Consider the following 25,729-nt stretch of genomic DNA (forward strand, 5'->3'; position numbering starts at 1 on the left):
TCATTTAATTCTTTAACAAAACAGGTCGTTACCTGCTATTTCATTCTGAACAATTCCGGAATGACTCAAGAGGCAGTCACATTTTACTGAATCCGTCAAATCCGAATCGCTATTCAAATAATAGCTAATAAATTCTAGATCAGAAGTACCGCCAACTGCACCAGTGCTGACAGCCATATGAGAACCACCAGATATATCTTTGCCGCTTTTGTCATGCCGAACCTCCACACACATCCCTTTTACAACTTGTTATTATTATGTTCTACGAGAGGGATTTTATGCCTGAACAGGCACAAGTTTACGCAAAAATCATCTGATGATACTTCTTTCCGTTTTCCCATATTTCCATGTATATACATACGTAAGCTTCATCTGCCCGTGCTCTGACTGCCATTCAAGATGTCCGTCTTTCATCCGAAAATCTATGCCCAGCTTGTCCGTGTCTATCTCTCCTGGCTGGTATGTTCCATCTTGACCGTCACGAGATACATCGCCGATACCAGCGACCTCGTATCTCACCTTCTCAACATCCGCCTCCACCTGCGCTTTGGCCATGTAACCAGCCGCAGAAAACATAGCCAGATCAAAAATCACGGATACAAAGCCAGCCAAAAGTACAGTCATTATCTTCTTAAACAGATAGGTCCTTACCTTTCTGTCATCGACTGGTTCAAGCCTTCCTCTATATCTTCTATTGTCAGACTGCCTATAATATACAACTGCCCCAGCCACCCAGAATACAGCAACAATACACAGACATATTCCAGGAAGCGACACTCCGGGGAGCCAGCGCCACCACCCTACATAATACTTTATGACCACCACCGCAAAACAAAGTGCACATGCAGCCGTGATACATGCTGATATCACGCTATCCCTGTCCCTTCCATCAACGATGCAATAATCTTCTCGTTCTCTCGGCAGATTTTCCAGCACACAATTATATTTCCTTCTGTCGTCTGGGACCTCATATCCGGCCTTGATCAGTTCTCTCAGGTACAGCCATGCGTCCAGGTAGGCAAGCCACAAACCAGCCATAGGGCAAAATGTAATAACGCTGGTCACCATCATAACATCGCAAAATGTACTGACAACATCATCAAAAAACACACCACAGATCATTCCTGCAAGTGTAGGAACAGATACCACCACCGCGGTGATCAGAATTATACGCATTACGCGCCTGTCATATTTTATCTTCATACGACTTCACCCCATTTTTGAACATCAAATAACTTACTATCTCTTACATGCACTACATCAATGCCAGCCCCACAAACATTTTAACTGCTGTCTCTATGATCTCATCCGGGAACTCGAATCCCGCCGTATGGAGCTGGGCATGATCCTCACCATCGCCTACGCCGAAGAATGCTCCCATTGTCTCCTGCAGATAGTATCCGAAGTCCTCCGACCACCTCATCGGCTCAGCGAGTTCTGTAACCACAATATTCTGGTCAGCAGCACATTTTCTCAGTTTGTCCACATTCACAGCATGATTTTCCGTTGCCGGGAACCGCTCTATCTCCTGTATATCAAGGGTGAAGCCCCCATCGTCCGCAGTATTTTGTGCAATCTGCTTTATCTCATCCACATACCCGGCAAATACCTTTTCTCTCTCAGCCCTCACCGTCATGCGCAGCGTTCCTTCTGATGCAGCCACACCGTAATTGGCACTTCCAATATCCATTCCGATGAGCGTCATCCTGACAAATCCCCTGCTGCGGTTGTACTCCTCCGTAAGCTTCTCTATCTCCAGCAGCAGCCTGGCAAGCGCAGGCCCCGGATTCTTTCCCGCCTCAGGATATGCCGCATGGCTGGCTGTCCCTATCATATGTATCTCAAGCCCCGTTGATGCGCATGCAAATGTTCCATCTATCGTCAGCACATGATTTCTCGGATATCCTGGTATGTTATGAAGTCCGTAAATCTCACCTATATTCTTCTCAATTATAAGATCTCTGCACAGCCTTGCCCCGGCACCAATCTCCTCGCCTGGCTGGAAAATGAAATAGACGTCCCTGTTAATTATCTGATTCTGGCTTGCACGGGACAACCAGGCCGCAGCCCCACATAATATACTGCTATGTCCATCATGCCCGCAGTAATGTCCCGGCTTTCCATCCTGCCCACACACTGCATCCATGTCTGCCCTGAACGCGATCGGCGTTCTTTCTTCATCCCCTATTATGTCATAAGAAGATTTCAGCACCGCATAAAACCAAGCACCTCTATCCACGATCTCAAGGTCAGTATTCTCCCTGAGAAACGACATGAGCATCGCCTTAGTCCGCATCTCATGCATCGAAGCCTCAGGAATGCTGTGAAGCCTGCGTCTGAGGTCATATATCTTTGTCATAAGCTCTTTGTCAATTTCCATAACGCCTCCGTGCTCCTTCTCATCTATCACAGCCCAAGACACATCCTTATAATACCGAGTATCAGCATATGCACTGGATAGAACAGGTAATTCACCAGCTTATTCTGCCTGCCGCGCTTGCCATTGTATGTCAAAGTCAGTCCAAACCCCAACAGTGCCCACGGTTCCTTGAACATCGCCAGGTAGCAGAACGGTATTGCAATTGCGGACTTTTCATGAAATATATACAGGAAATATCCTATAAGTATGGCGTGGTAGTCATAATCAACCGCAAGATTCATCGATATAAGACACACTATGGCAACTATCGGTATCGTTGCTATAAACCATACTGCCTTGGGAAGCTTCTCCATTTTTTTCCTCAGCACATCAATGATCCATATCATTGCCAGCACCATCGCCAATGTAAACATAATATTATTTGCATTCCATTCAAAGAATACGCCACTGGAGAACATGTCATAAGGGATCTCAGATATCACGCCAAATATAAGCAGCATTCCAAGATACTTCCACTTGTTTCTCGTATGAAAATATCCTTCCACCAACATATATATGAATATCGGGAAAGCTATCCGCCCCAGGACATCAAATACATCACTTACAGCCGATATTATTCCACCATCCAGATACGGATACAGCAATGTCTTATTCGTATGATCTATGAGCATTGAAATGAACGCTATATACTTAAGCTGTGCTCCGGAAAGCAGACCTATTCCGTTCAATGTTATTTTTCTGCACGTTTCACAAGTTGCACCCTCTGCCTGCTCAAAGTTATTTTCTATTTTATAATTATGAACTTTCATGCAATTTCTCCTTTGTTTTTCCAACATTTACTGATGTTTTAGTCCTAATAAGTACAGTAGTCGTTTTTAGGCCCCCGCACTGATGCACTACCACACTTTTCAACTGTGTTTTCACTATAAGTATAACATAACTGCATTGAATAACAGAGCTTAACTTTTTTTCAATACGCTTAAATTTATGACATTGCGCATTTACATGTAGTCAGCATATTTGCTGGATAAATAAACAAAATACCAGTCTGCAAAATCAGATGTTTTTCTAATCTTTGCAAGCTGGTATTCGATCACCCTCTGTGTCAATCAGAGCATATGACCTATATGTTCAGATCGTATTTCTCCACCTCAAGTTCCACACATCCGTCAGTTTCAAATACAATAGCCTGAGCATTGCGCGGTGTATATATAACTGTAGACAGCACTTGTTCTCCATCATTTACAAATATCTCTATGGAATTCCAATCCATCACTATTCTCATTTTTGAAAGTCCATTGCCATTCTTGATTTTGACCTTGCGCACACAGTTTGTATCACGTATCCATCCCGCAAATGTTCTGTCTATCTCAAGCATTTGTGCTCCCGGGGTATAGCTGACATTGGTTTCATGAATCTCATTCTTTGCAAAGTGCATTGTAAAATGTCCGCATTCAGCTTTCTTTATATCAACTGTCATATCGATAACTCTGCCGTTAATGCCTTCATATGTCTTCTCACCACGCAAAGTATCATTAACTACCAGCTTGTTCTGCCTGTATCCACAAAGCTCTCTGACCGGAGTCTGAATCAGCTTGCCGTCAGAGATCATTAGTTCTCTTGGAACTGACATCATACATGCCCACTTCTGTCCACGTGGCAGCGTATTTACGCTGTCCCAAGACTGCATCCAGCCAATCATCACCCTTCGGCCATCAGGTGTTCTTATAGTCTGTGGTGCATAAAAATCAAATCCACTGTCCACAGATACTGCTTTTTCATACTTGAAAATATGTTTCTCTTCATCCACATCGCCTGTGAAGAATACCACGTTATTTCCATTGTGAAACTCTCCATCTGCTGACATGTCCTGTGGGGATACTATAAGCACCTTATGTCCATCCATCTCAAAATAGTCTGGGCACTCCCACACTGCGCCAAATCTGCCTGTTTCATCCTTTGCAAATACTGATTCAAATTTCCAGTTGTACATATCATCTGAAGAGAACAGTACAACCTGAGGGATTCCATCATATGTCCGGTTTCCAGCCAGCATATAGTACCTACCGTCCGCATCCTTCCAGACCTTCGGATCTCTGAAATCAGCACGGCTGCATTCCTCCGGCATGATCTTCCCATCAACAACAGGATTGCTGGATATTTTTTCATAACTAATTCCATCGCCTACAGCCATACACTGGTTTTGTATAACATTCTTAGTTCCACCAGCCAGTTTTTCCTCAACTACTCCTGTATAGAACAATACATGCTTCCCGTCATTCTCTATTGCAGTTCCTGAAAAGCAGCCAAATGCATCATAATCCGAGTCAGGTGCCAGTGCTGTTGGAAGCTCCTCCCATCTTATAAAATCATCTGAGGTGGAATGTCCCCAGTGCATAGGTCCCCACTCCGTGCTGTATGGATGGAACTGATAAAACAAATGTGCCTTTCCTCCATATATGGAAAATCCATTAGGGTCGTTTAACCAGCCCACCGGAGTTGTAAGATGGAACTCCGGCTTGTCTGCTCTGTCTACTCTGTTCTTTTCTATATATTCATCTGCCTTCTGGCATGTATACATACTGTGACCTCCTTCTGTTTGATTAGATTGTTTTTTCGGTTGTACTGTCAAAGAAGTGCAGCTTATGTGGCATGAATACGAACGAAACCTTGTCGCCTATCTGGCTTATCTCATACTTTGATACTCTTGCAACAGTCTTGCTTCCCGCAAACTGGAAATACAGATTATTTTCATTTCCCGTCCACAAGAAGATCAAACCGCCCACACCCCTTTATTTATCTGAGGTGTGGGCGGTTTTTATCAAAACTTTTGTCCTATAAGTTTAAATATCATTCTGTCTACTGCGCATGCTCGAACTGATGCTCTTTGTAGTGATGAGCCTCCTCCAGCATCATGTCCTTGACCTTCATAAGTCTGACCTGGGTGCTTCGCTCATTCTCATCAAGCTTCATGCTTATATACTTTATTCCCTCCCGAGTCTCCGGGATGATAACATGCTCAAGAGCATTTACACGCCTTCTGGTCTTCTCTATCTCCGCTGCGAGCATCTGGCAAGACTTCTCCACCTCCGCCAATCTCAGCATATCAGGAAGTATATCCGAAAGGGACTTCACTGCATCGTCCAGCTCTCCAGATGTAAATGCAAATCCATACGAATAGATGTCATTTGAATTTGCGCTTTTCGTCTTATAGTCGTACACAGGAATATCAACACTCATTACATTCCTGTCGCCAAGGGCGATCCGCACCTCCTGCTTCGGAGCCATGAGCGCCGTACTCAATGTCTGCTCATTCATACCCGCCTTCGCTATTACAAAGCCTGTGTTGGCAGCTTTGATGCCAGCCTCAACCTTCTTTCTCAGTTCCATATTCTCTCTTGCCATGTCAAGGAACTGCCTCATCAGCTCATCTCTTTTATCTTTCAGGAGCTTATGGCCTCTGGATGCCGTGACCAGCTTCTTCTTAAGCCTTGTCAGCTCCATTCTGGTTGGATTAACCACAACATTAGCCATCTATCTTCTCCTTTCTTCCAAATATATTTTCAAGCTACTTGACATGTATTACAAAGACAACGTGTATATGGCAATTTTGAATGTCGTACATTTAATTGTGTCCCCATTGCGGCATATATTGCCAACCGGGGGTCGCTTCCGCTTATTTCGGTCTGCAGCGGTACTAAGGTGCCGCTTGAAGCGCCACCTAAGGACCGGCGACCTCAAACTCCCCCTATTGGCAATATATGCCGCAATGGGGGACGAACACAATCTACATCTTTCAAAATTGCCTACCCACTACTTTCCGTAATACATGTCAAGCCACTTGTCGTCGATACGTTTCAGCTCGGCTCTAGGAAGAATGGAGAGAAGCTTCCAGCCTATGGCAAGTGTCTCCTCAATACTTCTGTCGGTGCCGTACCCCTGGGATACATACTCCTTCTCAAATGCCTCTGCAAACTTTGCATATATGATATCTATATCCGAAAGTGCCGACTCACCCAGGATAGTCATGAGCTCCTTGGCATCCTTTCCTCTTGAATAAGCTGCAAATAACTGGTTCATGGTGCTGGCATGATCTCCTCTGGTCTTGCCCTCACCGGTTCCCTTATCCTTAAGTCTGGACAGTGATGGAAGTACATCGATAGGCGGTGTGACTCCCTTTCTGTACAGCTCTCTTGAGAGAATAATCTGTCCCTCTGTGATATATCCCGTAAGGTCTGGTATAGGATGAGTCTTGTCATCCTCAGGCATGGTCAGGATCGGTATCATGGTTATACTTCCATTCTTACCCTTCTGTCTTCCGGCTCTCTCATACAGAGTTGCCAGGTCAGTGTACATGTATCCAGGATAACCACGGCGTCCCGGAACCTCTTTTCTTGCGGCTGATACCTCACGAAGTGCATCCGCATAGTTCGTGATATCCGTGAGGATTACCAGAACGTGCATGTTCTTCTCAAATGCAAGATACTCAGCGGCGGTAAGTGCCATTCTAGGTGTGGCGATACGCTCAACCGCAGGATCATTTGCCAGGTTGATGAAGAGGACTGTTCTGTCTATGGCACCAGTCTCCTTGAAGCTCTCTGTGAAGAAGTTTGCCTCCTCAAATGTGATACCCATGGCTGCAAATACGACGGCGAATGGCTCATCTGTTCCGCGCACCTTTGCCTGTCTTGCTATCTGTGCTGCAAGCTGGCTATGCGGAAGTCCTGAAGCCGAGAATATCGGCAGCTTCTGTCCTCTTACCAGTGTGTTCAGTCCGTCTATGGCTGATATACCTGTCTGAATGAACTCAGACGGATAGTTCCTGGCAGCCGGATTCATCGGCAGACCATTGATATCTCTTCTCTCATCAGGAAGTATCTCAGGGCCGCCATCTATAGGTCTTCCAAGTCCGTCAAATACACGGCCAAGCATATCTTCTGATACGCCGAGCTCCATACTCCTTCCAAGGAATCTTACTTTGCTGTTTGAAAGGTTGATACCTGTCGAATTCTCAAAGAGCTGTACCAGGGCGTCCTCGCCATTTATCTCAAGGACCTTGCATCGTCTGATCTCGCCGTCCGCCAGCTCAATCTCACCCAGCTCATCATAAGCTACATTCTCAACTCCGTGCACCAGCATCAGAGGACCCGCAACTTCCTGTATAGTTCTATATTCCTTTGGCATAGTCTTAGTCCTCCTTCTCTATAGCTTCCTGAAGCTCCTTGTCAAGCTCCCTGGATATCTTCTCGTACTCTTCATCCACATTCTCAGGAAGCACATATTTGAATCGTCCGATCTTTTCTCTGATCGGCATGTTCAGAATATTTCTTATGCTTGCTCCACCGGCCAGTGCCTGCGCTGACTCCTCATAAAATGCCATGATGAGCTCCATCATCAGAAACTGCTTGTGAAGCGGTGTGTATGTGTCCACATCATGGAATGAGTTCTGGTGAAGAAAATCCTCTCTGATGGATCTCGCCGCCTCCATCTTCAGTCGGTCTCCCGCTGAAAGGGCATCCATACCTACCATCTTAACGATCTCATCGAGCTCTGCCTCCTCCTGAAGCAGGGTCATCATCTTCTGTCTGTCGACCATGAACTTTTCATTTACATTTTCCTCGAACCATTTGCCCATATTGTCCACATACAGAGAGTATGAGGTCAGCCAGTTGATGGCAGGGAAATGTCTCTTGTACGCAAGCGATGAATCCAGTCCCCAGAATACCTTGACGATTCGAAGTGTTGCCTGTGAAACCGGCTCGGAAATATCACCACCCGGAGGAGAAACCGCACCGATAACCGACAGTGCACCGGTTCTTCCCTCGCTGCCGAGAGTCTTGACCATTCCGGCTCTCTCGTAGAACTGTGCAAGTCTTGAACCGAGGTAAGCAGGGTAACCCTCCTCACCAGGCATCTCCTGCAGACGTCCTGACATCTCTCTGAGCGCCTCAGCCCAACGCGATGTGGAATCCGCCATGAGTGCCACCGAGTAACCCATATCACGGAAATACTCAGCTATAGTTATACCCGTATATATAGATGCCTCTCTGGCCGCAACCGGCATATCCGATGTGTTGGCTATGAGGACTGTTCTCTGCATGAGTGAATGTCCGGTCTTCGGATCCTTCAGCTCTGGGAACTCGTTCAGAACATCTGTCATCTCATTTCCACGCTCTCCGCATCCGATGTAGACAACGATATCCGCCTCAGCCCACTTTGCAAGCTGATGCTGGATAACTGTTTTGCCGCTTCCGAAAGGTCCGGGAACCGCAGCCACTCCTCCCTTTGCTATAGGGAAGAATGTATCTACAACTCTCTGTCCTGTGATAAGTGGCATGATCGGTGGTATCTTTTCCTGATATGGACGGCCCTTACGAACCGGCCACTTCTGCATGAGTGTCAGCTCCCTGTCACCCTTGTCTGTCTCAACCACACACACAGTCTCCTCAACTGTGAATTCTCCTGCCTTTATCTCTTTGATGGTTCCTGTCACACCATAAGGCACCATGATCTTCTGTGTGACGACCACAGTCTCCTGAACTGTTCCTATCACATCGCCTGCCGACACTTTATCACCCACCTTGGCAGTCGGCACAAATGTCCACTTGATATCTCTCTTCAGCGATGGGACTTCAACTCCTCGCTTCAGGTTGTTACCACATATCTTCATGATATCATCCAGCGGTCTCTGGATTCCATCGTATATACTGCTTATAAGTCCCGGTCCCAGCTCAACCGACAGAGGCATTCCCGTTGACTCCACCGGTGCTCCCGGTGCAAGTCCTGATGTCTCCTCGTATACCTGAACTGATGCCTGATCTCCATGCATCTCTATGATCTCGCCGATAAGTCTGCTCTCACTTACACGCACCACGTCGTACATATTTGCATCACGCATGCCCTCAGCGATGACCAGTGGTCCGGCGACCTTCTTAATCTTTCCTGTAGCCACTTAACAGCTCACGCTCCCTTCTATACTCACTCGCTCCATAGATAATTGCGAATCCTCTTTCCGATATGATTGAGGCAGTTTAGTATATCAATCAGTGGTCGCTTCCGCTTAACTCAGCCTGCAGCGGTACTAGGATGCCGCTGACGCGCCATCTAAGGACCGGCGGCTTCGTATTCCCCTGATTTGATAATACTAAACGCCTCTATCAAAATCGAATTATACCGATTTCGCAATTACCTATATCCGCTCGTTTCACCATTATTTTCTAATCATTCTTCATTAAATAAAATATCCGAGCCTACAGCCTGCTCAACGGATTTCTTTACTCCCGCTATTCCGGCCCCTGTATTGCCAGATATCCCCGGTATGAGAATGATCGCAGGCTTCATAACCTCTCTGTATCTGTCTATCTCTTTATTGAGATCCGAAGCCAGTGCCTCGGTCATATATATGACTGCATAATTGTCCTCCGCCAGCCTTTTCAGCAACGTGACCCCATAATCCAGATTATCTACAGGGAATGTATCCAGGCCCAGAGTTGCAAATCCGTATATACTGTCATAATCGCCCATAACAGCTATCTTATACATACATCTCCCTTACCCTTTCCCTGATAGCCTCCTCCGGAAGCTGGTTCAGCTTGCATGTCAATATGATCCTGACTGTCTTTATCTCGTTGAGCCTCGCCAGAATGTACGCCACTATCGGTCCCACCGTAAATGGGTTGTACTTCTGAGGCTTTATCGTTTCTATAATACGGTTGTCACACCATCTCTCAAATGCCGATGCCGACTCAGAAAGTGCCTCTGCCCCACCAGCGTATGCTGTATCCGCAAGGTATCTCTCTATCTCCTCCATGCCAGCCACCGCAGCCGTCGCCAGCCTGTCAATATCCAGAGTGTTGCACTCCGCCATGGCTCTCTTCATGAAATCCTTGTTTTTGCCTGTCTTCATGGATCTCACCGCTATCTTGATATCTGCAACAGCCACCGTCGTCTCTGCATAATCCCTGAGCAGGCTGTCATCTGCCTTCTTTGCAGCCTGCATGATTGCCAGCAGTGTCCCTCGGTCTATCACAGCATCGCACATCTGTCCATCTCCAGCCTGTGCCATACAGTCCCAAGCCTCCCTCGCGCAGTCTCTCATGTGTTCTGGAAGTCTGTCCCACGCCTTGTCACTTACGATGGACAGCATCTTCTGACCGTCTATCTCGGCATTGTCGAAGAACACATGGGCAGGAGTCTCCCCGGCAACCACAGTCTTGATCGCCGCCTTGAGGTTGTGATACAAATCTGGAAGTCTTATGACATCGAACACGGACATATCATCCACCATCTCAGCCACAGCAGCCCACGTCTTGTCAGTCTCCGCCCTAAGTATGTCATTTTCATCCATACTGGCTTTATCACTATCGCCCCAGCCCTTCTCTATGATGAACTGAACCGCCTTCTTGTAGGAATCCGTGGCCACGAGCTGTTCTATGACTGCCTGACTCATAAGCGTCATCTCAAGTGCCCTGATCCTGGCAACTGCATATATATATTTGTCTGCCATCTGCCTACCTCCAGCTATCTGTTATCAACAAATAATAATTCATTTACCTTGTCTGCCAAATGTTCTCTGTTCGCGTCCAGCATTGCTCTGAATGAACAGTTTTCCTCGATTCCTCCGTAGATCAGGATAAATCCTCCATCTATATCACAGTTCCCATTGGACACCTTAAGGCTTCCTCCATGAGCTGCAGCTATCTGCTCTATCTGCTTCTCAGTCTGTGGTGTAAGTCGTTTTCTGTCTTTCCCGGAAAAACATATCTCTCCGCTTTTCGGCTGTACCGACTTCTCCAGACATTTGACGATCACCTGGAAATACTCCTCATCCGGGAGCGCCACCATTGCGTCATATGCCTTATCCAGCATATTCCCAATTATGGACTGCTTTGCCGCAAGTATCGCCTGTCTCTTCTTAAGTTCTGATGAGGACTTTGCCCTGAATGATCCGGACTTTTCTGCCTGGGCAACCTTCTCTCTGGTCTCCTCATTCATCTTATCCACAGTCTTTTTGGCATTTGCAATGATGGAATCCGCGTTTCTGGCAGCCTGAGCTTTGATCTCTTCAGCTTCCTTCTGCGCTTCCTGAAGGATCTGTTCTACGATTGTTTCCAATCCCGTCATAAAGTACATCCTCCTTACAAAAAGTTATAATTTGATTCCATTTACCGCAAGAATTGATACCAGAAGTGCAAGGATCGCATATGTCTCAACCATGGCTGGGAAAAGCATCGCCTTACCAAACTGATCAGGCTTCTTTACAACTATTCCAACTGCTGCAACTGCTGTCTTGCCCTGGTGCATTGCTGATACAAGACCAACTACCGCTATTGGAAGACATGCTGCAAGCATCATAAGTCCCTGTGCTACTGTGAGCTCCTTCGGTGTTCCTGAAAGGATTCCTATGTTGGACAATGCTATGAATCCAACAAGAAGTCCGTAGATACCCTGTGTACCCGGAAGAAGCTGGATGATAAGAACTTTTGCAAATTTGCTTGGATCCTCACTTACTACACCTGCTGCCGCCTGACCAGCAACTCCTACTCCATATGCAGATCCCATGCCTGCAAGAATTACTGCAAGCGCAGCTCCCACTAATGCCAAAACCGTTCCCATTGTCATAATATTTTCTCCTCCTAAAATTGGTTTCTTATTTCTGTGTTTCTGTACCACTTACTATATCAACGTACTTCGTATTCTCTCTGAACGGCCTGAATGGATTGCCGCCGCCCTCGTAGAATTTGCCGAAGAACTCTACATACTGGAGACGGCATGTGTGCACGTATGCTCCCAGCATGTTGATCGCAAGGTTGAACAGATGTCCTACTATAAATACGATGATGAACACTATGGCTCCGAATATTCCATCGCCAGCCATGCTTCCCATCTGGTTTATTACCTGTGCTATAACTCCCGTCGCAAGTCCCAGAGCAAGAAGCCTTGAGTACGACAGCAGATCTGACAGCCAGCCTGTCAGGTTGTATATGTCATACAGCCCAAGCGCAAACCTGAGCACCGGATTCTTGTGGTCTCTTCCCGACATGAGCACGATGATCGCAGCTCCCACAATCGCCAGTCCGTAGCTTGTATTCTTAAGCCAGCCAGGGAAATTGAACTGCATCTGTGCTATGGATGCGAACAGCTCCGTCGGCATGAGCATCAGCACAAGTCCTGTGATGAGCATGAACCACGACAGCACGTCGCATATGAATGACTTCGCATCTCCCTTCTTCAGACACATATATCCCTTGAGTGCCAGTCCGCCGAACAAATGTATAAGTCCGAACAGCAAAGAGAATAACAAAAGCTTCATCGGGTCATCCAGCGGTGCAAACCATACCGGCTTGAACGTCACCTCGTGGTGGAAAAACGTCCTCGATACCACCGTTATCAGGTCTCCGAAAAAACCGCCAAATAATATTCCCCATATCAGTGTGGATATACCACAGTACATGAACAGACGCAGGGACTTTTGAAGTCCGTTCTCCATCTTCGGGAATTTCCTGATCAAAATAAAACATGCCAGGAATATGATGAGTCCATACGCCGCATCGGACAACATGAGTCCGAACAGGAATATATAGAATATCGCCATCGGTGTGGTTGGATCCATCTCACCTTTTCCCGGAAGTCCAAATGACTCCAGTACGCCCTCCGCCGATGCGAACATCTTCGGATTCTGAAGCTGTATAGGTGCCGCTTCATCCTCCGGAACATCATATACATCAGCCATCAGGCTGAAATTCTCATTGAGTACAGCCACTACCCTGTCTGCATCTCTCTCCAGCACATATCCCGATATGACAAATGTGCTCTTTGACTGGAGAAGGCCTCCAAGGACCTTATATTTATCCGCCCTTATGCGGTAATAGTCAGCCAGAAGTCTCAGCTTGTCTCTGTCATCAGCCATGGATACTAGTTCATTCTTCTTGTCCTCTATCCACTGTTCGAACTCCCTTATATCCGCCCTGTACTTATCCGTCTTCTGTTCAGGTGTCCTTTTGGAGAAATACGAAATTCTTGTAAATCCATGGGATCTCAATATCTCCTCCACCCTCTGTGATACAGTTTTAATGGCTATTGCCACCATACAAGTCTGGTCCTTATCAGATCCTACAACAGTGACTGTGTATCCCGCTATCTCCGGTTCCGCAGAGCTTATATACCCCTGAATATCCGTCTCCGTGAGCCCCGGTGGCATAGTTCCAATCATCACATCCGTCTTCTCGGTCCCTGTGGTATTGATCGGTATGTCCATATTCAGCCACGGCGCCAATCCGTCTATAGCCACCTGACATTTGACTATTCCCGCCTCACAGCCTGCTATGTCCTTGCTGATCTCCTGGATCTTTTTAACCTTACGGTTATAATCCCATCTTCCAGCTATGATCTCCTGAATGTCAGCCTCCGACGCCTCCTGCCGTCCTTCCAGGCTGGCAAATATGGATTTCTCCTCCGGAGCATATTTATCAATTATCTGTAAGGCTTCATCTGTATTCTGTACTCTCTTCTCGTACTTTGCTCTCTGGCTTGTGGTACTCATCTTCCTGAAGTCATCAGTCTCTTCGTTATCAGTCTGTATCTCAACCATTCCCAGCGACTGGAGCTTCTCAAGAATTGCTTTTCTGTCCCTCTTCATGGCACAGATCTCAATCTTCTTCATAGGAAGTACCGCCATACATTTACCCCCTTTCTTAAAATGCCTGCAGGGCTTTTCATCCCACCAGCTCTGTGATGATCATGGAAGTAACCTCGCCTTCCATGGACGCTGCACGTTCCCTGAGATGTGCGATCTCAGCGGTGGCAATATCCATCGCCTTCACCGTGAGCTTCTCCTCCTCAGATCTGCCGGCTCCCTCGGCACTCTTCATGCTTTCTCTCGAAGCTGATCCTGCGGCCGCGATCATATCCGCAGCCTCCTTCTTTGCAGCAGCTACTGTATAGTCGGCTTCTTCCTTGGCCTTGCGAATGATCTCGTCAGCTTCAGACTCTGCATCGGTTATCTTCTTCATAGTCTCCTGCAGCATAACATTCCTCCCTTATAAAAATTTATGAGTAGACTCAATTCCATAAACACTTCATCAAAGCATCACTTTAGATTATTATGTCAAAACTCAAGTAATATTATTTTATAATGAGTTGGCTATATTGTAAATAAACATTTTGTAAAGTTTGTACAACCCCCTTGATATTTTTTTATTGTTAATGTACAATGTGACTATGTTGATAATACTTATGTTTATCCATTAATCATTTTTCTTCCTTTTAACGCGGTTATATGTCGAACAAATGATGCAGTTTGACGAAAACCGTATAAAAAAAGATCCCATGACAGTCTTGACCATACTGTCATGGGATTCTTTTTTGAGTATGAACGGGGTCCCCCTTACGGCATAACTTATGATACTACTCAATCATTCCGATTCTTCTTACGTGACGCTCATCATTTGAGAATGGTGTGTCGAGGAATATGTCGACTATCTTAAGTGCAAGTCCAGGTCCTATGACTCTGGCACCCATAGCCAGCATATTTGCATCGTTGTGCTCTCTTGTCGCCTGTGCCGAGAAGCAGTCGTGGCAGAGTGCAGCTCTGATTCCCTTTATCTTATTCGCTGAGATCGATATTCCTATTCCTGTTCCGCAGATGATGATTCCCTTATCACACTCACCTGAGGCTACTGCCTTTGCTGCTGCCTGTCCATATACCGGGTAGTCAACTGACTCTGTGCTGTAACAGCCAAAGTTCTTGTACTCAAGGCCTCTCTCCTCAAGATGCTTTATAACCTCCTGCATAAGCTCATATCCGCCGTGGTCACATCCAAGTGCTATCATGTTCTGATTCTCCTTTTTATATAATATTTTTTTCGAAATTAACTAACAGCTTATTATCCTGTGTCCTGCAGCCTTGATGAGACGGTTCATGATGGCGTAGCCCATGTCCCCCTCCTCAAATGACTCGCTGTATATATACTGTGCACCTATGTCATCACAGGTTCTGAGCAGACTGTACAGTCCGGCAGACACAGTTATCTCGTTCTTCTTGCTTCCGGCATCGTATACGTTCTCGCATACTCCGTCATCATAAAGACTGACATTGTCAGTGTCACACAGTACCGCAGTCTTGTATCCCTGCGCCTTTTTCTCCGCAACAAGACTTCTTATCTTCTCAGCCGCAGCCAGTCTATCGCCCTCTACTATGCTGAGTTCTCCCTTTGGAGCATAGTGTGTGTACTTCATCCCCGGAGCCTTAGGTCTCAGAGCATTGTTCATACCTGTTATCGCCGGATCTATAGTCACATCGCCAACGATATCCCTTATCATCTCCGGAGTGATATATCCAGGCCGCAATATAGTCGGTCTGTCTCCGGTCATGTCCACTATCGTCGACTCTATACCGATTCCGACTGCCCCGCCGTCGATGATCATATCTATCCTGCCGTCCATATCCTGCTGCACATGCTGCGCAGTGGTCGGGGATGGTCGTCCGGACAGATTGGCACTTGGAGCTGCGATATACACTCCCGAATCCTTTATGAGCCTCATGGCAACCGGATGCGATGGCATCCTGATGGCAACCGTATCAAGTCCGCCAGTGGTCGTGTGCGGAACGACCTCTTTCTTGTTGAGTATGATGGTGAGTGGTCCCGGCCAGAATGCTTCCATGAGCTTCTTCGTGTCGTCACTCACTGTCTCCGCCAGTTCATACACGCTTGATGTCTCTGCTATATGGACTATGAGCGGATTGTCCGATGGCCGGCCCTTTGCCGCATATATCCGATGTGACGCATCCGGATTCAGCGCGTCTCCTCCAAGGCCATACACTGTCTCTGTCGGAAATGCTACAAGACCACCTCTCTTAAGTATCTCCGCCGCCTGCTCATACATGCGGTCGTCATCCACTCCTGCTTTTGCAATTATAGTGTTCATCACTTTACCTTCTTCTATAATAAATTGTTATCGCTTCTATATTATTGCATATACGCCCATATTTTAGCCCAGCACTGCATGTGTGTCAAATGTTTAGGCTATATTTGGGTAACATATATCATATAACGTCCGCCGCCGTCATATAAAATAGTAATTACACTTCCCGGGTATCACCGATGCGTACTTCCACCAAATTATACATACTTGTATTTGCCATAATATTTGCAGTAATACTTCCTCCAATCCTCTGCTACATATTTATAGTCCGTCCCGCAGACCATACAGCCGGGCAGGATACTTCCACCAATACAGGAAATGAGCACACATCCACCGAAGGTTTGGACACCACAGATGCGGCCAAATCATTTACGATCCTCATCGATCCGGGACACGGCGGATTTGACCCGGGTAAGGTCAGCCCGGATGGGATCATGGAAAAGGATATAAATCTGGCCATCGCCTCAAAACTGGCATCGGCACTTACGGATCAGGGATTTTCCGTGTATCTGACCAGAGACTCCGACAAGTCCCTGAACAGTGAAAATGCATCCAGCAAGAAGACTTCAGATCTGAAAGCCCGCACCAACCTCGCCACAAATGTAAACGCTGATCTCTACATCAGCATCCACCAGAACAGCTATTCAGCCGAGTATGTCCACGGAGCGCAGGTATTTTATTACTCCACTTCCTCCGGTGGTAAAGCCTTGGCGGAGTGCATCCAGGAGCATCTCATCTCCGAAGCCGATCCATCCAACACACGGGCGGCAAAGGGCAATTCCGAATACCTTGTTTTGCGGGAAAGTCCATGCACCGCCGTCATCGTTGAGTGCGGCTTTCTGAGCAACACAAAGGAATGTTCCGATCTGTGCAATGATGAATACCAGACCGCCCTAGCAAACGCCATCTGCAATGCAGTCTGTACATGGCATGAACAGCACGCCAAATAAAACCAGGAGCTCTGCTGTGACAGCGGCAGAGCCCCCCAAATAGATGTTAAGTGTAATTCTGTGCATATAATTATGTTCTATATGCTACTGCTGCCTTTTAACCCCCTATAGGCATCACCCCCAAATAGTTTATTTTTCCATCCCTGCCATGCAATGTAAAGACAGATGTGTTGTGATGTATTATTCTCCTTTTATGTGCCATGTGTCAGTTATGGAAATGTGTGAGCACTGTCATATCACTATCTCTGGGAATTGTATCTGAGACGATAAGAATCAGACAGAATTTGTAGAAAAATAAAGAAATGAGCTCATCTAAATATCCTGAGCACGTCCCGCTCACAACTCCACAATAACGCATAAAAAGCCATTTTCCAACCCCATTTGAACATATTTTATGAAATTTTCATAAAAGTATACATAACGTAGAATTAGGGATATTTTTTCACGGAAAATTCCAATATTTTCTCCATATATCCTATTTACTTGCTTGACAAATGTGGTAAACTATAATACACATTTTAATACCATTAAATTATTGAAGGGGGTCGATTCTATGAAGATTGAACGTCTAAGTGAAAATCAGATAAGATGCACACTCAACAAAGCCGATCTCACCGAAAAGCAGCTCAAGATCTCCGAGCTTGCCTATGGCACACCGAAGGCAAAAGAGCTCTTCAAGGATATGATGCAGCAGGCATCTGTAGAATTAGGCTTTGAGGCTGACGACACTCCACTTATGATCGAAGCCATACCGGTATCACCAGATTGTCTCATACTCATTGTGACAAAGGTTGAAGATCCGGAAGAACTGGATACACGCTTTTCCAGATTCTCAAAGACCAGCGAATATGATATTGATGACGATGACGAATACATGGATGATGATGACATAGATGACGATCTTGACGACAACGATGAGTCCAGGGATAACAACGGAACCATCGCAAGACTTGAGATCAGTGGATCCGGTTCCGTTCCACAGGGCGTAAGAGAGGCACTTGAGGGCATTTTCAACACCATATCCGGACTTGCCGGAACCGCAGGAGATTTTGCCGCTGCGGCAAATGGCAGCAATACATCATCTGATGACAGCACCACAGGCACTGCCGCCAGTACAACAGGCAGCACAAAGGAATCAGGTTCAGCAAGGGAGAGCATGTGCTCACTGTACATCTTTGACTCACTTGCAACCATCATAAGTGCAGCAAAACAGGTTGCTTCTTTCTACTTCAGCGAGAACTGCCTGTACAAGAATCCTTCCAACGGAAGATATTATCTGGTTCTCACGAACAGCAATAACACAAGCCAGGAATTTGTGAGAGTCTGCAATATCCTTGCAGAATACGGAACAGCACAGAAGCTCACATATGCCATGCCGGCACATTTCAAGGAGCACTTCACCGCTATTATGCCGGAGGAAGCACTTCAGACACTGTCAGCATTATAAGTAATAGCCAGAGATTCCGGCGCAGCAAAAAAGACGTACCGCACAAGCGATACGTCTTTTTGTTTTATATGTCAATATCATCATTCTCGATAACTGCTTTTGGATTGGTGTAGAAGAGCTCCGTCATGTAATCCTCTCCATACTTTCGCTCTATGTACTCAGCACACTCCCTGAGGTATGGTGCTTTATCCTCTGAATCCAATGCATCACTTGCCACAAAGTGAACAAGCTCTCCCTTGAGAAGCTTTCTCGAAAAATTCTTGATGTCATGTCCAAGATCTCCAACCACAGCCGATGCACTTATCTGTACATATGCACCAAACTGAATGAGCTCCTCGACCTTGTCCTCGTCTTCCTCAAGACATTCATACTGTTCTACATTGGCAACTATCGGTATATATCCGTCCATATTGATGTCTCTTATAGCTTCAGATATCGTCTCAAAATCCACATCGTAAGGGAATCTGATCATAACATACTTGCTGTCTGCCATGGAATCCAACTGACCAGATATGATCTTCTGGTGGTTCTCATCGTTATACTCTATCTCTCTTCCAAGATAGACTCTGTAATCCGGATCTATCTTCCCAGCTTCAACGTTGAGCTGTTCCACAAGTCTGTCCAGTTTGTCTCCATCCATTATCGGATTCTTCTTGTTGTATGGCGGGGTGGCAACTATCGTCCTTATTCCCTCATCATACGCTATTCTGAGCATCTCTGCCGCTTCCCGGAAATTATCCGGTCCATCCTCTGTTCCCGGTAAAATATGACAATTAATATCTATCAGTCCAAATATTCCCTGCCCGGGAGGATTTGTTCCGTCTGTCTTCATATATCTCTCCATCCTTTATAGTACACCTGGTTACTTTGGCAAGTATACTACTCAGCCTCCTTTTTTGCAAGATAATCATTGATCTCCTGCTCAAGCTCCTCTGCATCAAGTCCGTGAACGGCTGCTGCCTCCTCAAGACTCTCTCCTGCTGCTGCAAGGCATCCTATGCAATGCATACCTGCTGCCATCAGTATTGCCGCATTTCCTGCATCAACTGCAAGAATGTCATTTATAAGCATGTCTTTACTTATCTTTACCATTATTTATATCCTCCTTAGATTGCACTCTTACTCAGCATTCACATTATATTATACCCAATTTTAAATGTCTATCCCTTTTATTGTTACTTATTGATAAAACCCGTTGTTGATAAATATTATTATCACTTGCTAATTAATGAGTTTTGTTTTACAATAAGCGTGTGATTATTTTTACTTTATAAGGAGGAAACAATTATGGCATTCGTTATTGGCGATTCATGTATCGGTTGTGGTTCATGTGCTGGTGCTTGTCCAGTAGGTGCTATCAGCGATAATGGCGGCGTATTTGTTATCGATGGTTCACAGTGTATCTCATGTGGTGCTTGTGCTGGTTCTTGTCCAGTAGGAACAATCGCAGAGGAGTAATCTACATGATCCGTAACATTCGGACCCATGCTAAGTAACTTATACTACAACTATTATAAAGAAAACGGAGCGGTAACTCGCTCCGTTTTCTTTTTATCTTTATTCCTCAACATAAGTGTAGGATTCATTGTGCCACTGGAGCATCATATCCGTATACTCATCTCTTGACACAACTATCTCCTTGTCCTCGACAGGATCATAATATCTTATGTCTGCCTCATTATAGCTCACTATGAGAACATATCTGCCATCGCTTATCCTCGATATTACCGGTATTCCCGAACTCACATAACCGAGGAGCATATCCAGCGAAAGACCTGTAACATCTATGCCCTGTCTCTTTCCAAGAGAGTTAAGAGCCTCGACAGGATCTGTATACTGTGCTATATCATCCTCTGTCACCTGTACCCCCTGATACGTCAGAACCATGTACAGACAGTCGCCGAGTGACGCATCCACACTTCGTGTACTGCGATGGAATATTCCAGAGGCAATGGTGTTGTATTCCTGGCTCTCAGCCTGCCTGTATATTACCTCGCCTTCGCTTGACACCACTATACCTGATACAGACACTGCATAATTTATCGCATCACCCGCCACGTCATATATCTTTGAAAGTCCAAGATTGTCGTACACATGATAGGTCACCTTATCACGCACTACTGTCATTATCATACTTGCAGCATCAGGATCTATCTTTTCCTTTGTTATGTTCAGCGCCGGTATATAGCTCAGATACATATTTGACGGGACCGTAAAATACAGCCTGTCATATCCGGTTATGGATGACAGATGGGTAGTTCCTATCGTCTCCTTTGTATCGTCCTCCTTGAAGGTTATGAAATCATCGTCCACAGACTTGAATCCACTGTCGGATTTCTCTCCTCTTGTCAGATACAGCAGATTCGTATCCACATCAACCTGCATCAGATAATACCCGCTCTTTGCGTATTCCTTTATCTGCTCGCCATCGCTGTTTACTATATACAATCTGGATGCAGGTATGTTATCTCTGGACTCCTCGCTGTACCTCGTACCAACAAACGACTCGGCATCCACATCAACCTGCGCATCAGATATGCTTGACACTCCGTATACCATATCTGAGTCCTTAAAGCCATAGCATATCAGACATTCCCCTGCTCCGGCGGTTATCTCATAACTCTTTCCGGTATGCATATTCATCAGAGTCAGCTTTGTATTGCTGCTCTGGTCCTCGCTCTCTCCATACGCCATAACTTCCATGTTCACCGACACCTTGACATCGCTGGCTGACAGTCCCTCCGCAATATAAGACTGCTGTCTCGTCTTCATGTCCACGGCGTTCACCTTTCCGCCGAGCATGTAATAAAACTTATCTCCGTCGTAATATGTCAGTCTGGAGGTCTCGCTCTTCATAGCCTCATAAGGCACATTGCACTCGACGAACAGAAGCTCGTCCACCTCCAGAGTCGTATAATCAAATGTATACAGCGCAACTCCGAGCTTTCCCTCATGATCTCCGCTGTTCATATATCCATACACCGCAAATGTCATATTTCCATCTTTGTCAAAGCTTATGATGTTCATGTCATGGTCGGCGTAAGTGTTTGAGTCATTTGCATGGTCATCCATTCCTGATCCGTACACCAGAGTTATCTGTCCATCGCCGTAGTCATACATCCAGAGCTGTCCATTTCTCACAAATGCGATCTTCTTGTTATCCTCTGTGTAGCGGTATTCCAGATCATCCGATGACACGATACCTATCTCATACACATTGTTTATAGCATCTATGCCGTCTTTGTCAAAATACTCGTCCACATATCTGTCATAGCTGAGCATGGTGATCTTCGGCTCAGTCTCCGTAACAGTATCTGCATCCTGTTCATCCGAATAGGCCTCATCATACGAAGCTGTTTCGTCAAAATATATTCCATCAGTGCCGGCTCCGTCCGCCTCATCAGTCTGGCTGGCAACAGGCACATCCTTGTAGCTGATCTTATAGAACTCCTTAACTGTATAATAGCTCATGACATCCTGCGATGTGATGGACATGGCTTTATATTCCATCTCGATCACCGCATAGTTGACATCTATCTCCTTTATATATGTGTTTACATCGCTTATAACCGTAGGCTTAAGCCCATCCCAGAGGAGATCCGAGTATGCATTTGCAAGGTTCACATGTCCCAGTCCGTAGGAATCTCCCGTTCCGCCACCCGTGTATTCCTGCTTGTAGGTTCCTATGACCGATTCCGACTCCAGCTTGTCAAATGCAAATGTCGCATCGTGGAAATCCTTTGCGGCATTCAGCAGTTGGGACTCATGATAATTGTCATTTACGACCACTCTGGTATAGTATGAAGCACTCCTGCCATCACCGCTCTTAAGCTTGACAACCAGCATATACTCCATATCCTGCTTGAGATCCATTCTCGCACTTATATCAAGCACATCGTAGCCATCAGTTCCCGAGGCCGCCTCCAGATCACCCTTCTCTATAAGGGAATCTCCGGATATCGACCTGATCTCATACGAATACGACGCATCCTTAAATGCATCATTCTCCACCATTATCTCAAGATTCTTATTCTCATCTATCGGCGTCACAGAGTCCCTGAGAAGTGTGAGGTCGACCTCCCCTGTATAACCATGCATACAATTGAGAAGCGAATCGCCATAGCACACATAAGCTAATGGCAACTCTGCATCCTTCATCTCCGCAGCCAGATTCTTGTAACTTCTATTCTGAAATATATTGACCAAATATATTGTGATCACAAATATTGCTGCCATCACAAGTATTCTCACAAGTACATTTATTTTCTTCTTCACTTAATAAAACCTTCTTCTACGTCTTCTATGCCTGTCGCGTCTCATACAGAATTCATTGCACACAAGCAGTTCGATTATATTTCTCATAACACAATTGGCGCATCCGGGTCCCTCTGGAACATATGGCGGTTCCTCGTACGAAGCTTCACCTGCCGAAGCCATTCCTGCATAACAATCCTCCGATATCTGCCCACTTTCGCTCAGATCATCGTACACCCTTCGCGCAACACGGCGCATCTCTTCTCTGTCAGGATATTGAACAAGCATCGGACTGCCCTCATACTCGAGCTTGTCACACTCCTCCTCCACGGCCATACTGACCTTTCGGAGTTCTTCCGGGTACATCTCCTTCATGTACTCAATATCCCTCATCATTTCATCTGTCCCATCATCACAGTCAGGAAGCATGATTCCTGTCGAACTCATACTGTATCCACCAGTCTCACCCATACCGGGTATCACAGGTGTCTTGATATTATAGACATTTCCATCCCTTATAAGCCCTCTGAGGTTTTCATCGTCCGGGCTGTAAGGAATATACTTAAATTCTTCACTCATACAAATCTCCCTATCTGCATTGTTGTGTGTCTATTACATAGATATGCAGATGGGGAGAATGTGTGAATATCTCTGTTACTTTTTTCAGAGCTTACTTTATCTGTCTCCGAATGAGATTCCAAGTGTTCTTGCCTCGCTGATGATGTCGTCATCAGGAGATACGTATTTGAGCTTTCCTGCACTCTCTGAGAGTGGGATAGCTGTAACCTTGTTGTCAAGGAATACAACAAGCTTTCCAAAATCCTTTGCCTTTATGAGCTCTGCTGCCTTTGCTCCAAATCTTGATGATATGACTCTGTCATATGCATCCGGACTTCCACCTCTCTGGGTATGTCCAGGTATTGCTATTCTTATATCCTGTGTTGTGTACGCCTTGAGCTTATCAGCCAGCTCATACGCAACTGATGGATATGGATTGTTGGCTATCGCTTCTTTTCTCTTCTTCTTTGGAAGCTCTGCGATCTCCTTCGGAATAGCACCTTCGGCAACTGCAACTATCGTGAAGCCCTTGTTGTCCTTTGTTCTCTTGTCTATAGCCTTATATACCTTATCGATATCGTATGGGATCTCCGGGAGCAGGATCACATCTGCGCCACCGGCGATTCCGGCGTGGAGAGTTATCCAGCCAACCTTGTGGCCCATAATCTCAACGATAAAGATTCTGTTATGCGATGCAGCGGTTGTGTGGATACAGTCTATTGTCTGGGTCGCTATATCAACAGCACTCTGGAAACCAAATGTCATGTCAGTTCCCCACAGATCATTGTCTATGGTCTTTGGCAGACCGATGACATTGAGTCCCTCCTCACTGAGGAGATTTGCGGTCTTCTGTGAACCATTTCCACCTAAAACGCACAGGCAATCCAGCTTCAGCTTCTTATAGGTATCCTTCATGGACTTTACCTTGTCCAGACCATCCTCAGTTGGCTCTCCCATGAGCTTGAATGGCTGTCTTGAACTGCCGAGGATCGTTCCACCCTTGTTGATAATACCTGAGAAATCAGCCGGCTTCATCTTGATATAGTTGCCTCTAATGAGTCCCTTGTAACCCTCAAGGAATCCATAGATCTCAACCTCGTCAAACAATTCATACAAACCCTTTGCGATTCCGCGCATAGTTGCATTTAATGCCTGACAGTCACCACCACTAGTCAAAAAGCCTACTCTTAACATACTCTGCACCTCTTTCTTTTATTTTTCTTATGTACACAGACTGTCTGTATACATTATAAGTATACTCTTCCCTCAAGAGCCCTCAGAAGCGTAACCTCATCTATACACTCCAGATCTCCGCCTACAGGCACACCGCTTGCTATACGGCTGACCTTGATACCGGCCGGCTTCACAAGCTTTGATATATACATCGCAGTCGCCTCACCCTCCGGGCCTGAACCTGTAGCGATTATGAGCTCATCCACATCTTCATTCTGAAGCCTTCTCATGAGCTCGGATATCCTGATATCCGCCGGGCCGATACCCAGGGCAGGATTTATAACTCCGTGGAGCACATGGTAAACGCCATCAAACTGTCCTGTTCTCTCATATGCCGCCAGATCCCTCGGGGTCTCCACCACCATTATCACCTTGTGATTCCTGTTTGGTGAACTGCATATAGGACATACCTCCCTGTCAGTTATCGTGTAGCAACAACTGCAGTATTTTATGTTCTTCTTTGCATTCACAATGGCATCGGATAACGCCAGCGCCCTCTCCTCAGGCATACTGATTATGTGAAACGCCAGTCTCTGAGCCGTCTTGGAGCCTATTCCTGGGAGTCTTCCCAGCTCTTCTATAAGTCTGTTTACTTCTCCTCCATAAACTTCCATTAGAACGGCAATCCTCCAAGTCCCATTCCACCTGAGATCTTGCCCATACTGCTATTGTAGTCATCCTCCTGTGCTCTCAGTGCCTCGTTCACAGCCGATATGATAAGATCCTCAAGTGTCTCTATATCATCAGGATCAACAACCTCAGGATCAAGCTTGATCTCCATGAGTTCCTTCTTACCTGACACCTTTGCAGTGACAACTCCTCCACCTACAGATGACTCATACACCTTATCCTCAAGTGTCTTAGTTGTCTCCTCCATCTGCTTCTGCATCTTCTGTGCCTGCTTCATAAGATTGTTCATATTACCAGGCATCATACCTCCTGGGAAACCGCCTCTCTTAGCCATTACAATAGTCCTCCTTATTC

26 protein-coding genes are annotated in these 25,729 nt (G+C 45.9%); 3 read left to right on the plus strand and 23 right to left on the minus strand.

Going from position 1 to position 25,729, the window contains the following annotated elements; all coding sequences use genetic code 11:
* Positions 1-309 precede the first annotated feature (309 nt).
* The 16 genes from DXB91_RS10805 to DXB91_RS10880 all read right to left on the minus strand — a co-directional run bounded on the left by DXB91_RS10805 (position 310) and on the right by DXB91_RS10880 (position 16,306).
* Complete coding sequence (locus DXB91_RS10805) at positions 310-1,203, minus strand: hypothetical protein (RefSeq protein ID WP_117875103.1); 894 nt, start codon at positions 1,201-1,203, stop codon at positions 310-312.
* A gap of 52 nt (positions 1,204-1,255) precedes the next feature.
* Complete coding sequence (locus tag DXB91_RS10810) at positions 1,256-2,410, minus strand: M20 metallopeptidase family protein (protein WP_117875101.1); 1,155 nt, start codon at positions 2,408-2,410, stop codon at positions 1,256-1,258.
* Positions 2,407-3,189, minus strand: coding sequence for a TraX family protein (locus DXB91_RS10815; RefSeq protein WP_117875099.1), 783 nt, complete (start codon positions 3,187-3,189; stop codon positions 2,407-2,409). Before DXB91_RS10815 ends, DXB91_RS10810 begins: the two co-directional genes overlap by 4 nt.
* Before the next feature lie 314 nt (positions 3,190-3,503).
* Positions 3,504-4,961, minus strand: coding sequence for a glycoside hydrolase family 32 protein (locus DXB91_RS10820; protein ID WP_118017959.1), 1,458 nt, complete (start codon positions 4,959-4,961; stop codon positions 3,504-3,506).
* 22 nt (positions 4,962-4,983) lie between these two features.
* Positions 4,984-5,157 carry a hypothetical protein gene (locus DXB91_RS10825; RefSeq protein ID WP_227135321.1) on the minus strand — a complete coding sequence of 58 codons (174 nt, stop codon included), beginning with the start codon at positions 5,155-5,157 and terminating at the stop codon, positions 4,984-4,986.
* A gap of 82 nt (positions 5,158-5,239) precedes the next feature.
* The gene (locus DXB91_RS10830; protein WP_004850770.1) at positions 5,240-5,914 is read right to left on the minus strand and encodes a V-type ATP synthase subunit D; all 675 of its coding nucleotides are present in this window, start codon (positions 5,912-5,914) and stop codon (positions 5,240-5,242) included.
* 279 nt (positions 5,915-6,193) lie between these two features.
* Positions 6,194-7,564: a V-type ATP synthase subunit B gene (locus DXB91_RS10835; RefSeq protein WP_004850771.1), complete on the minus strand. Its 1,371-nt coding sequence runs from the start codon at positions 7,562-7,564 to the stop codon at positions 6,194-6,196.
* Between the two features lie 4 nt (positions 7,565-7,568).
* Positions 7,569-9,332 carry a V-type ATP synthase subunit A gene (locus tag DXB91_RS10840; RefSeq protein ID WP_022217533.1) on the minus strand — a complete coding sequence of 588 codons (1,764 nt, stop codon included), beginning with the start codon at positions 9,330-9,332 and terminating at the stop codon, positions 7,569-7,571.
* A 269-nt stretch (positions 9,333-9,601) separates the two neighbouring features.
* Positions 9,602-9,922, minus strand: coding sequence for a V-type ATP synthase subunit F (locus DXB91_RS10845; protein WP_022217532.1), 321 nt, complete (start codon positions 9,920-9,922; stop codon positions 9,602-9,604).
* Positions 9,915-10,886 (minus strand): V0D/AC39 family V-type ATPase subunit, encoded by a 972-nt coding sequence (locus DXB91_RS10850; protein WP_022217531.1) that lies wholly within the window; start codon positions 10,884-10,886, stop codon positions 9,915-9,917. Before DXB91_RS10850 ends, DXB91_RS10845 begins: the two co-directional genes overlap by 8 nt.
* Before the next feature lie 14 nt (positions 10,887-10,900).
* Positions 10,901-11,503 carry a V-type ATP synthase subunit E gene (locus tag DXB91_RS10855; RefSeq protein ID WP_022217530.1) on the minus strand — a complete coding sequence of 201 codons (603 nt, stop codon included), beginning with the start codon at positions 11,501-11,503 and terminating at the stop codon, positions 10,901-10,903.
* A 24-nt stretch (positions 11,504-11,527) separates the two neighbouring features.
* On the minus strand, positions 11,528-12,001 hold the full coding sequence (locus DXB91_RS10860; RefSeq protein WP_004850778.1) for a V-type ATP synthase subunit K: 474 nt from the start codon (positions 11,999-12,001) through the stop codon (positions 11,528-11,530).
* A gap of 28 nt (positions 12,002-12,029) precedes the next feature.
* On the minus strand, positions 12,030-14,057 hold the full coding sequence (locus tag DXB91_RS10865) for a V-type ATP synthase subunit I (RefSeq protein WP_118017961.1): 2,028 nt from the start codon (positions 14,055-14,057) through the stop codon (positions 12,030-12,032).
* A 37-nt stretch (positions 14,058-14,094) separates the two neighbouring features.
* Positions 14,095-14,406, minus strand: a complete 312-nt coding sequence (locus tag DXB91_RS10870; RefSeq protein ID WP_118017964.1) for a Vacuolar (H+)-ATPase G subunit — start codon at positions 14,404-14,406, stop codon at positions 14,095-14,097.
* A 379-nt stretch (positions 14,407-14,785) separates the two neighbouring features.
* On the minus strand, positions 14,786-15,211 hold the full coding sequence (gene rpiB, locus DXB91_RS10875; RefSeq protein WP_015534276.1) for a ribose 5-phosphate isomerase B: 426 nt from the start codon (positions 15,209-15,211) through the stop codon (positions 14,786-14,788).
* A 42-nt stretch (positions 15,212-15,253) separates the two neighbouring features.
* Positions 15,254-16,306, minus strand: a complete 1,053-nt coding sequence (locus DXB91_RS10880; RefSeq protein WP_022217527.1) for an L-threonylcarbamoyladenylate synthase — start codon at positions 16,304-16,306, stop codon at positions 15,254-15,256.
* 176 nt (positions 16,307-16,482) lie between these two features.
* On the opposite strand from DXB91_RS10880, the gene DXB91_RS10885 reads away from it, so the two are divergent.
* Positions 16,483-17,253, plus strand: coding sequence for an N-acetylmuramoyl-L-alanine amidase (locus DXB91_RS10885; RefSeq protein ID WP_022217526.1), 771 nt, complete (start codon positions 16,483-16,485; stop codon positions 17,251-17,253).
* Positions 17,254-17,806: 553 nt separating this feature from the next.
* Positions 17,807-18,700 carry an adaptor protein MecA gene (locus DXB91_RS10890; RefSeq protein ID WP_015534279.1) on the plus strand — a complete coding sequence of 298 codons (894 nt, stop codon included), beginning with the start codon at positions 17,807-17,809 and terminating at the stop codon, positions 18,698-18,700.
* A 64-nt stretch (positions 18,701-18,764) separates the two neighbouring features.
* On the opposite strand, the gene DXB91_RS10895 is transcribed toward DXB91_RS10890, so the two are convergent.
* Both DXB91_RS10895 and DXB91_RS10900 read right to left on the minus strand, forming a co-directional pair.
* Positions 18,765-19,532 (minus strand): CpsB/CapC family capsule biosynthesis tyrosine phosphatase, encoded by a 768-nt coding sequence (locus tag DXB91_RS10895; RefSeq protein WP_022217525.1) that lies wholly within the window; start codon positions 19,530-19,532, stop codon positions 18,765-18,767.
* A 47-nt stretch (positions 19,533-19,579) separates the two neighbouring features.
* The gene (locus tag DXB91_RS10900; RefSeq protein WP_015534281.1) at positions 19,580-19,792 is read right to left on the minus strand and encodes a DUF1858 domain-containing protein; all 213 of its coding nucleotides are present in this window, start codon (positions 19,790-19,792) and stop codon (positions 19,580-19,582) included.
* A 195-nt stretch (positions 19,793-19,987) separates the two neighbouring features.
* On the opposite strand from DXB91_RS10900, the gene DXB91_RS10905 reads away from it, so the two are divergent.
* The gene (locus DXB91_RS10905; protein ID WP_015534282.1) at positions 19,988-20,158 is read left to right on the plus strand and encodes a DUF362 domain-containing protein; all 171 of its coding nucleotides are present in this window, start codon (positions 19,988-19,990) and stop codon (positions 20,156-20,158) included.
* Between the two features lie 99 nt (positions 20,159-20,257).
* Here the strand turns inward: DXB91_RS10905 and DXB91_RS10910 are convergent, their stop codons facing one another.
* From DXB91_RS10910 to DXB91_RS10930, 5 genes are all read right to left on the minus strand, one after another.
* On the minus strand, positions 20,258-22,975 hold the full coding sequence (locus tag DXB91_RS10910) for a hypothetical protein (RefSeq protein WP_118017966.1): 2,718 nt from the start codon (positions 22,973-22,975) through the stop codon (positions 20,258-20,260).
* Positions 22,976-23,533 carry a hypothetical protein gene (locus DXB91_RS10915; protein WP_015534283.1) on the minus strand — a complete coding sequence of 186 codons (558 nt, stop codon included), beginning with the start codon at positions 23,531-23,533 and terminating at the stop codon, positions 22,976-22,978.
* 96 nt (positions 23,534-23,629) lie between these two features.
* Positions 23,630-24,706, minus strand: a complete 1,077-nt coding sequence (locus DXB91_RS10920; RefSeq protein ID WP_015534284.1) for a 6-phosphofructokinase — start codon at positions 24,704-24,706, stop codon at positions 23,630-23,632.
* A gap of 53 nt (positions 24,707-24,759) precedes the next feature.
* Positions 24,760-25,359, minus strand: coding sequence for a recombination mediator RecR (recR, locus tag DXB91_RS10925; RefSeq protein ID WP_022217523.1), 600 nt, complete (start codon positions 25,357-25,359; stop codon positions 24,760-24,762).
* Complete coding sequence (locus tag DXB91_RS10930; protein ID WP_015534286.1) at positions 25,359-25,709, minus strand: YbaB/EbfC family nucleoid-associated protein; 351 nt, start codon at positions 25,707-25,709, stop codon at positions 25,359-25,361. The genes recR and DXB91_RS10930 overlap by 1 nt, the downstream gene beginning before the upstream one ends.
* Positions 25,710-25,729: the final 20 nt, after the last annotated feature.

The organism is Coprococcus sp. OM06-34AC (assembly GCF_003462545.1).
GTDB lineage: Bacteria > Bacillota > Clostridia > Lachnospirales > Lachnospiraceae > Coprococcus > Coprococcus aceti.

Coding starts and splice junctions, on each gene's coding strand:
- DXB91_RS10805 (WP_117875103.1), bottom strand. CDS start 1,203: ATGAAGATAAAATATGACAGGCGCGTAATGCGTATAATTCTGATCACC.
- DXB91_RS10815 (WP_117875099.1), bottom strand. CDS start 3,189: ATGAAAGTTCATAATTATAAAATAGAAAATAACTTTGAGCAGGCAGAG.
- DXB91_RS10820 (WP_118017959.1), bottom strand. CDS start 4,961: ATGTATACATGCCAGAAGGCAGATGAATATATAGAAAAGAACAGAGTA.
- DXB91_RS10830 (WP_004850770.1), bottom strand. CDS start 5,914: ATGGCTAATGTTGTGGTTAATCCAACCAGAATGGAGCTGACAAGGCTT.
- DXB91_RS10835 (WP_004850771.1), bottom strand. CDS start 7,564: ATGCCAAAGGAATATAGAACTATACAGGAAGTTGCGGGTCCTCTGATG.
- DXB91_RS10845 (WP_022217532.1), bottom strand. CDS start 9,922: ATGTATAAGATAGCTGTTATGGGCGATTATGACAGTATATACGGATTT.
- DXB91_RS10850 (WP_022217531.1), bottom strand. CDS start 10,886: ATGGCAGACAAATATATATATGCAGTTGCCAGGATCAGGGCACTTGAG.
- DXB91_RS10855 (WP_022217530.1), bottom strand. CDS start 11,503: ATGACGGGATTGGAAACAATCGTAGAACAGATCCTTCAGGAAGCGCAG.
- DXB91_RS10860 (WP_004850778.1), bottom strand. CDS start 12,001: ATGACAATGGGAACGGTTTTGGCATTAGTGGGAGCTGCGCTTGCAGTA.
- DXB91_RS10865 (WP_118017961.1), bottom strand. CDS start 14,057: ATGGCGGTACTTCCTATGAAGAAGATTGAGATCTGTGCCATGAAGAGG.
- DXB91_RS10870 (WP_118017964.1), bottom strand. CDS start 14,406: ATGCTGCAGGAGACTATGAAGAAGATAACCGATGCAGAGTCTGAAGCT.
- rpiB (WP_015534276.1), bottom strand. CDS start 15,211: ATGATAGCACTTGGATGTGACCACGGCGGATATGAGCTTATGCAGGAG.
- DXB91_RS10880 (WP_022217527.1), bottom strand. CDS start 16,306: ATGAACACTATAATTGCAAAAGCAGGAGTGGATGACGACCGCATGTAT.
- DXB91_RS10885 (WP_022217526.1), top strand. CDS start 16,483: ATGCGTACTTCCACCAAATTATACATACTTGTATTTGCCATAATATTT.
- DXB91_RS10890 (WP_015534279.1), top strand. CDS start 17,807: ATGAAGATTGAACGTCTAAGTGAAAATCAGATAAGATGCACACTCAAC.
- DXB91_RS10895 (WP_022217525.1), bottom strand. CDS start 19,532: ATGAAGACAGACGGAACAAATCCTCCCGGGCAGGGAATATTTGGACTG.
- DXB91_RS10900 (WP_015534281.1), bottom strand. CDS start 19,792: ATGGTAAAGATAAGTAAAGACATGCTTATAAATGACATTCTTGCAGTT.
- DXB91_RS10905 (WP_015534282.1), top strand. CDS start 19,988: ATGGCATTCGTTATTGGCGATTCATGTATCGGTTGTGGTTCATGTGCT.
- DXB91_RS10915 (WP_015534283.1), bottom strand. CDS start 23,533: ATGAGTGAAGAATTTAAGTATATTCCTTACAGCCCGGACGATGAAAAC.
- DXB91_RS10920 (WP_015534284.1), bottom strand. CDS start 24,706: ATGTTAAGAGTAGGCTTTTTGACTAGTGGTGGTGACTGTCAGGCATTA.
- recR (WP_022217523.1), bottom strand. CDS start 25,359: ATGGAAGTTTATGGAGGAGAAGTAAACAGACTTATAGAAGAGCTGGGA.
- DXB91_RS10930 (WP_015534286.1), bottom strand. CDS start 25,709: ATGGCTAAGAGAGGCGGTTTCCCAGGAGGTATGATGCCTGGTAATATG.